Origin of the sequence: Pseudomonas sp. H1h, from assembly GCF_000633255.1 — a bacterium.
Taxonomy (GTDB): domain Bacteria; phylum Pseudomonadota; class Gammaproteobacteria; order Pseudomonadales; family Pseudomonadaceae; genus Aquipseudomonas.
Window position 1 is genome coordinate 85,969 of sequence record NZ_AYMJ01000016.1, and the last position, 14,670, is coordinate 100,638.

A 14,670-nucleotide genomic window follows, 5' to 3' on the forward strand; every position below is an offset into this window, starting at 1 on the left:
CCTAAGTTCCGCAGAAAAAACAGCAACTTGCAAAATTGTATACACGTCGTGTTATTCGTCGGATTTCGATTGTCAGCCTTGTTACACAGCCTCAGGATCGCGCCGTCATCCCTTTGAGGCTCCTCTATGAAGTTCTCCTCGATTCTCTTGTTGTCCCTTGGCCTGGTCAGTGGCTTCGCTTCTGCCGGAGGCACCACCGAAGCAGGTGTGGGCGGCGCATTGGGCGGGGTTCTTGGCTCGGTCGTCGGTCAGTCGTTAGGCGGCAGTACAGGTTCAACCATTGGCGCCGCCCTGGGCGGCGCGGGTGGTAGCGCGGTGGGTGCCAACAAACACAGCCGTGGCGAAGCAGCCATTGGCGGTGCGTTGGGCGCAGCCGGCGGTAACGTGGTCGGCCGCAGCATGGGCGGCACCACCGGCAGCCTGATCGGCGCCGCAGCAGGTGGCGGCGCCGGTGGCGCGCTGGGTAACTACATGGGCAACCAGAGCAATGACGAGGGTCGTCATTACGATCGCGGTCGTGACGACCGTCGCTACTACCGCGACGAACATCGTGGTCGCGGCCACGCCTACGGCCACCGCAAGCATCACCGCTACTACCGCGACTAACGCGTCTGGTTAAGCGGAAAACAAAAAATCGCAGCCCGAGGGCTGCGATTTTTTTTGTTCTGGTTCAAATCACCAGACGCTCCAACGCTTCACGCAACCTGCCTGGAATCGGCACCGGCTGGTTGGTCGCCCGATCCACGAAGACATGGACAAAACACCCCGCTGCACACGCCTCGCTTTCACCGACCTTGAACACCGCCAATTCGTATTGCACCGAACTGTTGCCCAGCTTGCCGACCCGCAGACCGATCTCGATCAGGTCCGGAAAAGCAATCGAGGCAAAGTAGTCACAAGCCGAACTGACCACGAACCCCACCACCTCACCGTCATGAATATCCAGCCCGCCGACCTGGATCAGGTAGGTATTCACGGCCGTGTCGAAGAAGCTGTAATAGGTGACGTTATTCACATGCCCGTAGGCATCGTTGTCGTGCCAGCGTGTGGTGATGGGCTGGAAGTGCGGGTAGTCGGTGCGTTGGGGCATCGAGTTGGACATCGATCAGCAATCCCTGAAATTAATGGGTCAGTCTAATGTAAAACCGCCTCGCTCCCTTCGCGAGCAGGCTCGCTCCCACATTGGAATGCGTTCTCCCTTGCTCCGGGCGGCGTTCCGACGAAGGCGTCCTCACAGCCCTCCATCCCTCAGAGCTCGGCAAAACCCTTCCCCTGCGCCGCCAGCTCGCCAATCAACCGCGCCGGCTGCCACTGATCGCCCTGACGCGTCTGCAGCGCCAGCAGCCGCTGATGAATATCCGCCAGCCCCTGCTGATCCGCCCAGGCCATCGGCCCGCCCTTGTCGGCCGGGAAGCCGTAGCCGTTCAGATACACCAGATCAATGTCATGGGCTGACCCTGCAATGCCTTCCTGAAGAATCCTGGCGCCCTCGTTGACCAACGCCAGCAAACAACGCTCCAGAATTTCCTCCGGGCCGATCTCGCGGCGCTGAAAACCCAGACTTTCGCTGACCCGCAGCACCAGCGCATCGACCTCAGGATCCTGCTCGGCCTGCCGACTGCCCGGCTCATAGTGGTAATAACCGTTGCCGGATTTCTGCCCGAAGCGGCCCATCTCGCACAAGCGGTTATCGACCTGGACCTGCGGCGCATCCTGGCCCTTGCCGGCCAGTTCGCGAGCGCGCCATTCCAGGTCGATACCCACCACGTCATACATGCGGAACGGTCCCATGGCGAAGCCGAATCCCTGCAGTGCCGCGTCCACCTGCTGTGGATAAGCGCCTTCGAGGAGCATCTTGCGCGCCTCCAGCACATACGGATGCAACATCCGATTGCCGATAAATCCGTGGCAATTGCCCGACACCACACTGACCTTGCCCATGCGCTTGCCTAAAGCCAGTGCGGCTGCCAATACCGCCGGTGACGTCTGCGCACCGCGGACGATTTCCAGCAGTTTCATGATGTGCGCAGGGCTGAAGAAATGCAGGCCGAGCACCTGATGCGGACGCTTTGTCGCCGCGGCAATCGCATCGATATCCAGCGCCGACGTGTTGCTCGCCAACAACGCTGCTGGCTTGAGCAGGCCATCCAGCTCGCGAAAGATCTTCTGCTTGAGTTCGAGGTTCTCGTACACCGCCTCGATCACCAGATCGACATTACGGATCGTCGGGTAATCCGCGGCAGCGCTGATCCGGGCGAAACGTGCGTCCGCCTCAGCCTGGTCAATTCGGCCCTGCCGCACGTTGTGTGCATAAGAGTCCGCTACCGCGCCCAGCGCCTGCTCAAGCATCTGCGGATTGTTATCGACCCACTGCACGGCGATACCGGCATTGGCCAGGCACATCACAATGCCGCGGCCCATGGTGCCCGCGCCGATCACGGCGGCCTGCTGAATATCGAAGGATGTCTGGCTCATGTTGTTCTCTTGTTGGCGATCCGAAGACAGCCTTCACCATAGTCAGGCACCGGGTGTTTTTGAAGTCTATTACCGTGATGAGCGACATTCAGCGCATGGATGCAGCATTCCCATGTGGGAGCGAGCCTGCTCGCGAACAGGCCAGCACATTCAAATCAAGTGTTGGCTGACCTTGCGCCTTCGCGAGCAGGCTCGCTCCCACAAGATTATGCGTTCATTCGGGCAAATGACTGTCAGCCCAGCGGCGGACTTCGGCGTACGGATACTCCTCCAACGCCGCATATCCGGAAATCGTTCGCGCCTTGAGCCTGGTGAATAGCGGCACACTGATCCCGCACAGAAACCGCGTCAGCCGCTCCGCCGTCGGCACACTGCCAGTGTGCTGTTCGTGCCTGTGGATAAAATCACCGCACAGCGCCACAAAGTTTTTATCCACAAGCGCCGGCAGTTCCGGTGGTGGTGGTAGCCGCGCAACATCCCCATGACACACCGAACAGTGCCCGCAATGCTCGGGCGCGTTGTGGTCACCGAAATATTCGGCCAGGCGATATCCCAGGCAACGCTCGGTGGCAAACAGCTCGAGCATCGCGTGAATCCGGGCGATCTCAGCCTGCTCATGCCGGGTGAAATATCCGTGCAATTCACCGCTCAGAACAGCGCTGTCGAAATCGCTGTGCAACACGTTGTAGACCTCGGTCATCTGCTTGCTCTCAAGCTCGACCCAGCCCTTCTCCTGGAAGTAGTCCAGCGCCGTCACCACCCGATTGCGCTCCGCCGAATACTGGGTGTACATCGCGTCGAAATTCACCGTGGCCCAGGTGCGTGCGCGACTGGAGGTCTGAATGATCGCCGCGACAAAATCCCTGCGTTCACCCTCGAAACGTTCCAGCAGCGCTTCCGGTTCCAGCAGGTACTTGAAACGGTACTCGGCGTAATACGCATAGCGCGGCGCGATCAGGCCATGCAGCTCCAGCTGCACCAGCAGCGTCTTCAGCGGCAGCGAGCGAATGTTGCTCTGATCGGCCAGCGGCCCGAGCAGAAACTCCCACTGCCCTTCGGGCGCCGCAGCCTGCAATTCCTCCAGCACACAAAGAATCCCCTCGCGCTCCGGGGTGTCGCCGTAGACGAAGTTTTCCAGCACGTTGAGGCTGTCGCGATTGGCCAGCACCAGACAGTCCGAGGGCTGCCCGTCACGTCCGGCACGACCGATCTCCTGACTGTAGTTCTCGATGGATTTGGGCAGGTCAAAATGCACCACATTGCGGATGTCGCTCTTGTCGATACCCATGCCGAACGCAATGGTCGCGACGATGCAATTGGACTGTCCGGCCATGAAGCGCTTCTGTATGCCCTCGCGCTGATCGTGTGGTAATCCGGCGTGATAGGCCTCGGCCTGAATGCCGTTTCGCCCAAGATGCTCGGCAATGTGCTCGGCGGTTTTCTGCAGGGTGACGTAGACGATGCTCGGCTGTCCCGCACGCTCGCTCATCCACTCCACCAGACGCCGACGCTTGTCCTGACCGCGCACCGGTTCGACCAGCAGATTGAGGTTGGGCCGGTAAAAACCGGTGGTCACCACATCTGCTTCAGCGATGGCGAATTTGGCCTGCATGTCGGCAATCACTTGCGGTGTTGCCGTGGCTGTCAACAGAAGGGTTTGCGGGATATTGAACTGGCGCTGGTAGTCCGGCAGTTTCAGGTAGTCGGGGCGGAAGTTGTGACCCCATTCGGAGATGCAATGCGCCTCGTCGACCACCAGCAGCGAGATCGGCACCTGCTGCAAAAAGTTGCGGAAACGCTCATTCTTCAGGCGCTCCACCGAGATCATCAGAATCTTCAATTCACCCGAGCGGGCGCGGGCCATCACATCATTGGCGTCATCGCGGCTTTGTGCCGAATCGATGCTGCCGGCACTGATACCGTGACGCTTGAGGAACGCCAGTTGGTCCTGCATCAACGCCAACAGCGGCGAGACCACCAGGGTCAGGTGCGGCAGCAACAGCGCTGGAACCTGATAACAAAGCGACTTGCCGGAACCGGTGGGGAAAATCGCCGCTGCCGAGCGCCCGGCCAGCACGGCGCTGATCGCCGCCTCCTGTCCAGGTCGAAACTGTGGATAACCGAAAACCTGTTCCAGGGTGTTGTGCATGCGCTGTCACTCCGTTGACCGCTGTGATGCCAACAGCCTAGCGGGCGGTCGCAGCGAGTCTAGAAAAGGCCGGGGTCAATTCAATACGGGATGATACAGCGAATGGTGCAATCCACTCGGTGCCCTGTGGCAGCGAGCCTGCTCACGAAGAGGCCTTCAGACCAACACAAGAACACACCACTCAGGGCCGCAGAACCGCCACCCGCAGTTGCTCGTTGAGCACCTGCTCGTGCACACCCTGGCTCTTGCTCGCCCACAAGGCATGGGCCGGACTGATGTCACCGGTGAAGGCCGCCGCCAACTGCCGCAACTCCGCAACACTGCGCACGCGAGGACAGAACGGTTGCCCGTCACAGTCCTGGCTGGCGTTACGATAGGTACTCAACAAACGATCCCACAGACCTTCACGCACCTGCCTGATCGACTTGAGCTGCACATGAGGCACACCCAGCCGCTGCTCGAGTCCCGCCTCGTCCAGCGCTTCACTGGCCAGCAAGGCCTTGCCGAACATCAACACCTCGGCACGTGAGGCAGTATCGATACCGGGCTGGCTCGAGAGCGCATCGGGCCAGCCGGTGCGTTCAAGGTCGGCGAATATCCATCCACTGCCCACATCAGACGCCAGGGTCGACCGGCAACCACTGACCCACAGCAACAAAATCAAGGCCATTCGTAGCCACTGCATACTCAATTCCCTTTAAGCGCGTATCGGACATTTGGAAACGCCCTACAGATTCTGGCGCGCACCATACAGAGGTTTCCCAAGAAACGCCTGCGAATCCCGTGGGAAATTTCTGCGCTAAGGGTTTCACCGTGAAAAAACTGCGAAACCTTGTAGGGCAGATGCCTGATGCCCGGTAAAACCCCTACGAACTCTGTCCATCGTGGCGCTCTTGTGACGACTTGCCTGGCACTTCTATAGTGGCCAGCGCGGCTGAAACCACTGGAGCGACTTCGTACAGGACACGTCTCACCATGAACATGCACGACCCGCAGGCCCCTCGTTATCACCCCCTCAAAAGCAACTACAGCGATCATCCGGTGCTGACCATCGATACTCAGGCCAGCCATGGCGATCTGCTCGACGCCGCCCATCAGCGTCTGCGCGCCGCCAGCGACTTGCTGGAGACTCTTTACTGTTTGTGTTTCAAACAAGCCGACGTCAAAGATATCCCCAACATTGTCAATGCACTGTATCTATTGACCCAAGACGGCTGCGAACTTCTTGACGTAGCAAGACTGCAACTAACAAACCCCGCATAAAAAGCACAACCACAAATAAAGCAACAACTAAACACTTCAAACCGACAACATTAAAAACTAGCCTGCTTGCTCTTACATCAATAAAGAGCAACCTCATGACGACATTAACTATTTTCTTTTGCGGCACCGGCTCCACCAAGTTCGATACCAGCAACGCCAACTATTGGGATGGTGAACTGGTGTCCACCCTCGCCTCGCACCATACCGGCCGTGAATTTGCCGAATGGATCGTGGTCGATGGCCCCGGCACCAGCAACCTGCAGGCCGACGAGCTGTTCACCAAGTCCGCCGACTATGGCATGAGCGGCACGCTGTTCGGCAAAGGCTGGGAAGAAAACGTACTGCACGCGATGAACATCATCAAAGGCAAGTGCGACTGGCAACGCAAGCAACTGACTGAAGCAGAATACAACCGACTCAAAGCCGCCGGCATTCCCATTGAAGATGTAAAAGCCGAGGGTTCCTGGTTCTGGCGCAACTACAACTACGGCGAACGCAGCGTGACCCAACAGAAGTTGCAGGAGCAGATCATTAAAACCTTCCGCAAGGACGGTATTATTCCGACCAAAGTCAACTTGGTCGGCTGGAGCCGCGGCGGTATCAGCTGCCATATGTTGGCCAACGCCATGTTCAACGACAGTGCGCTAAAGAGCATACCTGTGAATATTTTCGCCATTGATCCGGTACCCGGTATCGGCAACTTCCAGGAACATCGAGTCAAACTCAACACCAACGTCAAAGAGTACATCGGCTTCTACGCCCGCGATGAACGCTCGAAAGGCTTCAGCTGCGTCATCCCGCAAACCGCCACCGGCACCCGGACTCACATCTTCCCGATCCCCGGTCGCCACGCCACCCTGGTCGGCAACGCCTCCGCCGATGGCGTCACCGGCCCGAAAATGCTCGCCGAGCCCGGCCAGTTCGTGCGCCACTTCGCCGAAACCTGCCTCAAGCGCTGGGGCACTTCGCTGACCAAAACCCTGAACCTGACCGATGCCTCCCTGAAGCAATGCGCCGACGCCATGGTCAAGGACGCGGCGAAATACAAGGCCATGGAAAAGTCCTCCTACACCTGGTTCACCGAACTGGATCAAGGTGAGCGCTACGTATCGCTGGGTAGCAAAGGCGTGCCGTTCTCGTCGGTGAAGGGCGCGATCTATGCACCGGATACCGGGCTGACCACCAGCGTGCTGGATCTGGCGGCGTATCGGCATATTCGTTGAAGACGGTGGGTGTTGATCGGCGTAACGCGAAAAAACCTACAGCAATTGCCTATCGGCTGTTCGTCCCGTTCCTACAAGTACAGACAACTTGTCGCCTATGACCACCCGCTAACTGACGCTGCTAATAAGCGGCTCGGGCCTGGTCACCCAATGGGACATAAACGCGTCCGTTGTATGCTGCCGGCAATTCAAATGCCTGCACGCTTAATGGTGGCTGTGTCTGGACGCCCACAAAAAAGCCGCCCCTAGGGGCGGCTTTTTCATTGCTGCAAACAGATCTTACAACTTCGGACCCGCAGCCTTGATCGCGTCGCTCACTTCGAACTTCTTGAAGTTCTCGATGAACAGACCGGCCAATGCCTTGGCAGCCTCGTCGTACGCAGCCTTGTCAGCCCAGGTGTTGCGTGGGTTGAGCAGGTTGGTTTCAACGCCCGGTACGGCCAGTGGCACGTCGAGGTTGATGGTGTCCAGGTGCTCGGTGGCGGCACCGATCAGCGCGCCGCTCTGGATCGCTGCGATCACGGCGCGGGTGGTCGGGATGTTGAAGCGTTTGCCAACGCCGTAGCCACCGCCGGTCCAGCCGGTGTTGACCAGGTAGACCTTGGAGCCGAAGCCGCGGATGCGCTTGATCAGCAGCTCTGCGTATTCGCCAGCCGGACGCGGGAAGAACGGCGCGCCGAAGCAGGTGGAGAAGGTCGACTTGATGCCGCTGCCCGAACCCATTTCAGTCGAGCCCACCAGCGCGGTGTAGCCGGACAGGAAGTGGTAGGCCGCTTGTTCTTCGTTGAGGATCGACACTGGCGGCAGTACACCGGTCAGGTCGCACGTCAGGAAGATCACTGCGTTTGGCTCGCCGCCCAGGTTCTTCTCGGAACGCTTGGCAACGTGCTCCAGCGGGTAGGCCGCGCGGCTGTTCTGGGTCAGGCTGACATCGGCGTAGTCGGCGTGCTTGGCGTCGTCGATGACCACGTTTTCCAGCACTGCGCCGTGCTTGATGGCTTTCCAGATGACCGGCTCGTTCTTCTCGGACAGGTCGATGCACTTGGCATAGCAACCGCCTTCGATGTTGAACACCACGCCTTCGCCCCAACCGTGTTCGTCGTCACCGATCAGGTAACGGCTTTCATCGGCCGACAGAGTGGTTTTACCGGTACCCGACAGACCGAAGAACAGGGTCACGTCGCCTTCTTCGCCGATGTTGGCAGCGCAGTGCATAGGCAGCACGTCAGCGGCCGGCAGCAGGAAGTTCTGCACGGAGAACATGGCTTTCTTCATTTCACCGGCGTAACGCATGCCAGCGATCAGCACTTTCTTCTGGGCAAAGTTGAGGATCACGCAACCATCGGAGTTGGTGCCGTCACGCTCAGGCACGCACTCGAAGTTGGCAACGTTGAGCACTTGCCACTCTTCACGACCAGCCGGGTTGTACTGGGCCGGGTTGATGAACAGGCAACGACCGAACAGGTTCTGCCAGGCAGTCTGGGTGGTCATTTTCACGGCCAGGTAGTGATCTTCAGCCGCGCCTACATGCACGTGGGAAACAAAGTGCTCTTGCGCGTTGTTGAACGCCTCGACACGAGCCCACAGCGCGTCGAACTTGTCGGCCGGGAACTTGCGGTTGATCGGGCCCCAGGCGATAGCGGCCTGGGTGGAAGGCTCTTCAACGATGAAACGGTCGACTGGCGAACGGCCGGTGCGATGACCGGTGCGGACTACCAGAGCGCCGGTATCGGCAAGCTCGCCTTCACCGCGGTTCAAGGCTTCTTTTACCAGATCATCAACACTCAGATCGGTGTACACGGCGTTATTGGCTTGCGTCATGAGGTTCCCCGTCGGCCAGTGGCCGAGTGTGCTCCAAACGTTTTGTAGTAGAAAGTCGTGCACTACTACCGCGAAAAAAGTGGGCCGGATTATGCCAGAAAAGCCCAAAAAGAGTAGGGTCCTCCCGTCGTAACGGCGATATTCCGTCGTTGAGCAGTGAATTTACCTGCGCTGAACCGTTTTAGTGCCGGGTATCTGACGGCGTGTCGACACCCGCGCCAGCGAACAATTGAGCGATATCGGCTGCATCGAACAGGTAGCGTTCGTTGCAGAACTGGCAATCGATCTCGATTTTGCCACCCTGTTCGGCCACCAGCGCCTGCGCGTCTTCCAGACCCAGGCTGACCAGCGCATTGCCCGAGCGTTCCCGCGAGCAACTGCAACGAAAGCGCAGGTTCTGCACATCGAACAGGCGCACTTGCTCTTCATGGTAGAGGCGGTGCAACACGGTTTCGTTGTCCAGGCTCAACAACTCGTCGGCGGTCAGCGTGCTGCCGAGCGCGGTGATGTGCTGCCAACTGGCGGCGCGTTCTTCTTCGTCCTTCAGGCGATCGGCCGGCAGCTGTTGCAGCAGCAGACCACGGGCACGTCGACCATCGGCGTAGAGCCAGAAACGCGTGCCGACCTGTTGCGACATGACGAAGTAGTTGGTGAAGCACTCGGACAGGTTTTCGCCATCAAGGTCGACGATGCCCTGATAGCGCTGGCCGACAGTCGGGTCGACGGTCAGGGCCAGCACGCCGTTCGGCATCAGGTCGGCGAGGGTTGCATCGGCTGCGATCTGATCCGCGTGATAACGCGCCAGGCCACGGATTTCACGTTCGCTCGAGCACTCGATCATCAGCATCGGGATCGGGCCTTCGGAGCGCGCCTGCAGAATCAGCAAGCCGTCGAATTTCAGGGTGCCCACCAGCAACGAGGCCGCCGCCATCAGTTCGCCCAGCAATTGCGCGACCGGCTCCGGGTACGGGTGCTTGGCGAGGACTTCGGCGTAGCTGCGTTCCAGCGCAACCAGTTCGCCGCGAGTGTCGCTGTCATCGAAGATGAAGCGTTGGGTGTAGTCGGTATCCGGGAGATCGGTCATAGGTCTGGGTATCTGAATTGATGACAAAATGGTTACAAAAGATGAAAATCCCGCGCTTCTCCGCACCCATTTGGTGCGAAATGTTCAGCCACGGGAGGCATTTTATGAACAATCCGGGTTTGTTCCAATCAAGGTGGAACCTCGGCCGGCTGGTTCTGTGTAACGTAGTGCCATTGGCGCTACTGGCTTTCTGGTTATGGCCTACGGGTCAGATGCTGTGTGTGATTTTCGACGAGTGGCTATTCCGCTCACTCAATGCACCGCTGGCCAGCAACCCCATATGGCTCCACATCTGGGCAATTGCAAGTCTGCGTCCCTTCGACATCGTCGTCGGGTTGATCCTGCTGACGCTGCTGATCAAGGGCGACTGGGTGTTCAAGGCGATTGACGTACGCCGCGCGTTCTTCGGTTTTTTCTCGATTCTGCTGCTGATGGTGATCATCCGCGCATTGTTTTCCAAATTCGCCGACTACATGGACTGGCAGCACAGCAGCCCGTCGATGGTACTTGAAGGCGCGGTGCACCTCAGCGACTACTTCCCGCACCTGGAAAAGGCCTGGGAGCTGAAGGATCGTTCGAGCCAGAGTTTCCCCGGTGACCATGCTTCGGTGCTGTTGATCTGGGCGCTGTTCATGGGCGTGTTCAGTCGCACAGTCGGTCAGTTCCTCGCCGTCTGGGGCCTGGCGTTGCTGTTCATGCTGCCGCGTCTTGTGGCCGGCGCGCATTGGGGCCAGGACGACTACATCGGCGGCATGCTGCTGGCGGTGTGGGCGCTGGGCTGGGGTTATTACACGCCGTTTGCTTATCACGCGGCGAATTTCTGGCTGAAAGTGACCGCTCCGATCTTTGCGCTACTGGGCAAGTTGCCGATGGTTTCGCGGATGAGTGTGGTGCGTAGCGCCTGACATCGCGTTGACTCAGGCGAGTGCTTCGCACTCGATTCGCGAGCAAGCCCGCTCCCACCCTTGACCGTTTTCCTGCTGAAGGAACCGGCTCCACTGTGGGAGCGGGCTTGCTCGCGAAGAGGCCGGCCTTGACAACGCAGAAACGTCGCCCTCACGCCTCGTTACTGCTGCCACGAAACTTGAACAGATCCCGCCGCGGCTCCCACCATTGACCGTTTTCCTACTGAAAGAACCGGATCCACTGTGGGAGCGGGCTTGCTCGCGAAGAGGCCGGCCTTGACAACGCAGAAACGTCGCCCTCACGCCTCGTTACTGCTGCCACGAAACTTGAACAGATCCCGTCGCTGCTTCTTGCTCGGCTTGCCGTCGGTGCTCACGCCCAACGCCCCGGCCTTGCGCATCGCTGCGGCCGCTTCACGTTTGGCAACACTGGCCTCGGTCTCGGTATACAGCGCCTGCGCCTCGGGTGCGCCGCGACGCACGATCGACAAGGCTTCAACCTTCACCGTGCGCGCTTCAAACCCGGTGCGAATCTCGAACTCATCACCAATGCGTGGCTCTTTGCCAGGCTTGCAGCGCTCCCCACGGCAATGCACCTTGCCACTCTCGATGGCTGCTTTGGCCAAGGCCCGGGTTTTATAGAAACGCGCCGCCCACAACCACTTGTCGAGACGGACCTTGTCGTCCTCTTCGCTTTTTTGTGCCATGGAATTTCCTCATTCTGAAATATTGGTGAACTGTACTACCGTTTCTGTCGTGCCATGAATTGCACCATCCCGGATTACAATGCGCACCACCCGACACCTGCTTGAGGCGTCGGCGATCCGGGCTGTAGATATCTGTCGCCTTTTAACCCTTATTCTGCGTGAATACCGCGAATCCGGCCCCGTGCGGGCTGAGCGGTTGCCACGGTTGAGCACTTTTTTGAAGACATTTGACCATTTGACCGTTGTTGGTCTGCGCGAGTGGGTGGCGCTCCCTGATCTGGGAGTCGCGGGCCTGCGGGCGAAAATCGACACCGGCGCGAGCACCTCCAGCCTGCACGCCACCGACATCGAGCCGTTCGAGCGCGACGGCGAGAAGTGGGTGCGCTTCACCGCGCACCTGGGCACGGTGGTGCAGTTGCGTCACCGGCGCTGCGAAGCACCGCTGGTCACGCGCAAGACCATTAAAAGCTCCAACGGCCAGGCTCAGGTGCGCTACGTGATCAGCACCACCCTGGCCCTCGGTGATCGGGTGTGGGCGGTCGAGTTCACCCTCGCCTGCCGCAAGTCCATGCGTTATCGCCTGTTGCTCGGTTCCAAAGCCCTGATCGATGGCCAGCTGGTGGTCAATCCGGGCATCAAATATGTACAAGACAAGCCGGTGTTCCCGGTATCTACCTCCTCCACAGGTGTTGCATGAAGATCGCTGTGCTGTCGCGGAATCCGCGTCTGTATTCCACCCGTCGCCTGGTCGAAGCCGGCACCGAACGCGGGCATGAAATGGTAGTGATCGACACCTTGCGCGCCTACATGAACATCGCCAGCCACAAACCGCAGATCCACTATCGCGGCAAGCCACTGGAAGGCTTCGATGCGGTGATTCCGAGGATCGGCGCGTCGGTGACGTTCTATGGTTGCGCGGTGTTGCGCCAGTTCGAAATGATGGGGGTGTTTCCGCTCAACGAATCGGTGGCCATCGCCCGTTCGCGAGACAAACTGCGTTCGCTGCAACTGTTGTCGCGTCGCGGCATCGGTCTGCCGGTAACCGGGTTCGCCCACTCACCGGACGACATTCCCGACCTGATCGACATGGTCAACGGCGCGCCGCTGGTGATCAAGGTACTGGAAGGTACCCAGGGCATCGGCGTCGTACTGTGCGAAACCGCAACGGCGGCGGAGTCGGTGATCGAGGCGTTCATGGGCCTGAAGCAGAACATCATGGTCCAGGAATACATCAAGGAAGCTGGCGGTGCGGATATCCGTTGCTTCGTGGTCGGCGACAAGGTGATCGCGGCGATGAAGCGTCAGGCCAAACCGGGTGAGTTCCGCTCCAACCTGCATCGCGGCGGCAGCGCCAGCCTGATCAAGATCACCCCGGAAGAACGCATGACGGCATTGCGTGCGGCCAAGGTCATGGGCCTGGCGGTGGCAGGTGTGGATATCCTGCGTTCCAATCACGGGCCGCTGGTAATGGAAGTTAACTCGTCGCCGGGACTGGAAGGGATCGAGACCACCACCGGCAAGAACGTGGCGGGGATCATCATCGAGCACCTGGAGAAGAATGGCGGGCCGAACATGACCCGGACCAAAGGCAAGGGCTAATCCGTTAGAGATGTGGCGCCAGGGAGGCCGCCTTCGCGAGCAAGCCCGCTCCCACAGGGGAATGCATTCCAACTGTGGGAGCGGGCTTGCTCGCGATGGGGCCATCAGCCTCAGCGAAAATTTCAGCTGTTAAACCGCATCTCGCGGAAGCATCAACCCAAGCGGCAACCGTACCCGCGCTTCCAATCCGCCGCCGGAGCGGTTGCGCAGTTCAACATTGCCGCCATGCATAGAAGCAATCCGCTTCACGATCGCCAACCCTAAACCTGTGCCCTTGCCGCCCCGCGCACGATCACCACGGGTAAACGGGTTGAAGATCGCCTCAAGCTCCGATGGATCGATCCCCGCGCCACGGTCCATCACACTCAGCACCACATAGGGCGCGCTGGTGTCACCGGACACATAGGCCGCAACCTCGACCCCGCTGCCGGCATGATTTAAGGCGTTGCCGATCAGGTTGTTCAGCAACCGCTTCATCGACACCCGACGCAGTGGAAATGGCTGGATCGGTTCCAGACGCAGGTGCACTTTCTCTTCGTTCTGGTTGTACGGCGCTGCCACCTCACGCACCAGATCGCTCAGGTCCACCTCTTCCACCGACTCGTCGCGACCGTCACGAATGAACGCGAGGAACTGGTCGAGAATCGCGTCCATGTCTTCAATGTCGCGCACCATGTCATCGGTCAGGTCATTGCGATCGCCCATCAGCTCCAGCGACAGGCGCAAGCGGGTCAGCGGCGTACGCAAGTCATGGGACACCCCCGCCAGCATCAGCTCGCGCTCGCGACCGGCCTGTTCGACGTCTTCAGCCATCTGGTTGAAGGCGCGATAGACCTCGGTCATCTCGCTCGGTGTGTCGCTGATCGGCAGGCGCACGCTGCGGCCTTGGCCGAGTTGCCGCGCGGCATACACCAAGCGTTTCAACGGCTGGTTGAGCTGACTGACGAAAATCCACGCCGAGGCGGTAGACAGCAAGCCGATGGCGAGGAACCAGCCGAGCACGTTCCAGATTTTCTGGCCCCGCAGCGGATGCGGGTACAGCGGTACTTTCAGCCAGCCATCACCGAGGCTCGGCGCACGCACCCACAGCGCCGGCGGCGAGTGCATGCGCAAACGCACTTCAGTATCGGCCCCCAGCTCCGCCTGCATCTGCCGCTGATAGATTTCACTGTACGGCCAGTGCTGCTCGCCTTCCGGCACACCGGCGCCGACCACCCGGATCAGGGTTGCAGCATCGGCGATCTTCGCGCGGTTTTCTTCATCGGCAGCCCAATAGGCGCGCAGCGTCAGGGCGACGCCGTGGCTGTATTGGCGATCCACCAGCACGTCCTCGTTCATCAACAGATAAACCAGGGTCAGCGCCTTGGAAAACAGCACGACGATTAGCACCAGCCAAAGGGTGCGGGAGAAAAAACTTTGGGGGAACCAGACGGGGGTTTTCATC

At 59.6% G+C, this 14,670-nt stretch carries 14 protein-coding genes; 6 read left to right on the forward strand and 8 right to left on the reverse strand.

Annotated elements, in window-relative coordinates; all coding sequences use genetic code 11:
* Positions 1–126: 126 nt before the first annotated feature.
* Positions 127–606 carry a glycine zipper domain-containing protein gene (locus U862_RS0114065; protein ID WP_025110971.1) on the forward strand — a complete coding sequence of 160 codons (480 nt, stop codon included), beginning with the start codon at positions 127–129 and terminating at the stop codon, positions 604–606.
* 64 nt (positions 607–670) lie between these two features.
* On the opposite strand, the gene U862_RS0114070 is transcribed toward U862_RS0114065, so the two are convergent.
* From U862_RS0114070 to U862_RS0114085, 4 genes are all read right to left on the reverse strand, one after another.
* Positions 671–1,102, reverse strand: coding sequence for a thioesterase family protein (locus U862_RS0114070; RefSeq protein ID WP_025110972.1), 432 nt, complete (start codon positions 1,100–1,102; stop codon positions 671–673).
* A 146-nt stretch (positions 1,103–1,248) separates the two neighbouring features.
* The gene (locus tag U862_RS0114075; RefSeq protein ID WP_025110973.1) at positions 1,249–2,475 is read right to left on the reverse strand and encodes a 3-hydroxyacyl-CoA dehydrogenase; all 1,227 of its coding nucleotides are present in this window, start codon (positions 2,473–2,475) and stop codon (positions 1,249–1,251) included.
* A 214-nt stretch (positions 2,476–2,689) separates the two neighbouring features.
* Positions 2,690–4,624: an ATP-dependent DNA helicase RecQ gene (locus U862_RS0114080; RefSeq protein ID WP_025110974.1), complete on the reverse strand. Its 1,935-nt coding sequence runs from the start codon at positions 4,622–4,624 to the stop codon at positions 2,690–2,692.
* A gap of 181 nt (positions 4,625–4,805) precedes the next feature.
* On the reverse strand, positions 4,806–5,309 hold the full coding sequence (locus tag U862_RS0114085) for a hypothetical protein (protein WP_025110975.1): 504 nt from the start codon (positions 5,307–5,309) through the stop codon (positions 4,806–4,808).
* Positions 5,310–5,599: 290 nt separating this feature from the next.
* Between U862_RS0114085 and U862_RS0114090 the strand changes: the two genes are divergently transcribed.
* Together U862_RS0114090 and U862_RS0114095 are read left to right on the forward strand one after the other, a co-directional pair.
* Positions 5,600–5,887, forward strand: coding sequence for a hypothetical protein (locus U862_RS0114090; RefSeq protein ID WP_025110976.1), 288 nt, complete (start codon positions 5,600–5,602; stop codon positions 5,885–5,887).
* Positions 5,888–5,982: 95 nt separating this feature from the next.
* Positions 5,983–7,110 carry a hypothetical protein gene (locus U862_RS0114095; protein ID WP_025110977.1) on the forward strand — a complete coding sequence of 376 codons (1,128 nt, stop codon included), beginning with the start codon at positions 5,983–5,985 and terminating at the stop codon, positions 7,108–7,110.
* Between the two features lie 279 nt (positions 7,111–7,389).
* Here U862_RS0114095 and U862_RS0114100 read toward each other — a convergent pair whose 3' ends face one another.
* Positions 7,390–8,931, reverse strand: coding sequence for a phosphoenolpyruvate carboxykinase (locus tag U862_RS0114100; RefSeq protein ID WP_025110978.1), 1,542 nt, complete (start codon positions 8,929–8,931; stop codon positions 7,390–7,392).
* Between the two features lie 181 nt (positions 8,932–9,112).
* Positions 9,113–10,015, reverse strand: a complete 903-nt coding sequence (gene hslO, locus U862_RS0114105; protein ID WP_025110979.1) for an Hsp33 family molecular chaperone HslO — start codon at positions 10,013–10,015, stop codon at positions 9,113–9,115.
* A 104-nt stretch (positions 10,016–10,119) separates the two neighbouring features.
* Between hslO and U862_RS0114110 the strand changes: the two genes are divergently transcribed.
* A complete protein-coding gene (locus tag U862_RS0114110; RefSeq protein ID WP_025110980.1) occupies positions 10,120–10,920 on the forward strand; it encodes a phosphatase PAP2 family protein in 801 nt (266 codons plus the stop codon).
* 299 nt (positions 10,921–11,219) lie between these two features.
* Here U862_RS0114110 and U862_RS0114115 read toward each other — a convergent pair whose 3' ends face one another.
* A complete protein-coding gene (locus U862_RS0114115; RefSeq protein ID WP_025110981.1) occupies positions 11,220–11,627 on the reverse strand; it encodes an RNA-binding S4 domain-containing protein in 408 nt (135 codons plus the stop codon).
* 235 nt (positions 11,628–11,862) lie between these two features.
* Here U862_RS0114115 and U862_RS0114120 point away from each other — a divergent pair, with 235 nt between their 5' ends.
* Together U862_RS0114120 and rimK are read left to right on the forward strand one after the other, a co-directional pair.
* The gene (locus U862_RS0114120; RefSeq protein WP_007964698.1) at positions 11,863–12,324 is read left to right on the forward strand and encodes an ATP-dependent zinc protease; all 462 of its coding nucleotides are present in this window, start codon (positions 11,863–11,865) and stop codon (positions 12,322–12,324) included.
* The gene (gene rimK, locus U862_RS0114125; RefSeq protein WP_007949201.1) at positions 12,321–13,226 is read left to right on the forward strand and encodes a 30S ribosomal protein S6--L-glutamate ligase; all 906 of its coding nucleotides are present in this window, start codon (positions 12,321–12,323) and stop codon (positions 13,224–13,226) included. The genes U862_RS0114120 and rimK overlap by 4 nt, the downstream gene beginning before the upstream one ends.
* Before the next feature lie 129 nt (positions 13,227–13,355).
* Here the strand turns inward: rimK and U862_RS0114130 are convergent, their stop codons facing one another.
* Positions 13,356–14,669: an ATP-binding protein gene (locus tag U862_RS0114130; RefSeq protein WP_025110982.1), complete on the reverse strand. Its 1,314-nt coding sequence runs from the start codon at positions 14,667–14,669 to the stop codon at positions 13,356–13,358.
* Position 14,670 lies beyond the last annotated feature (1 nt).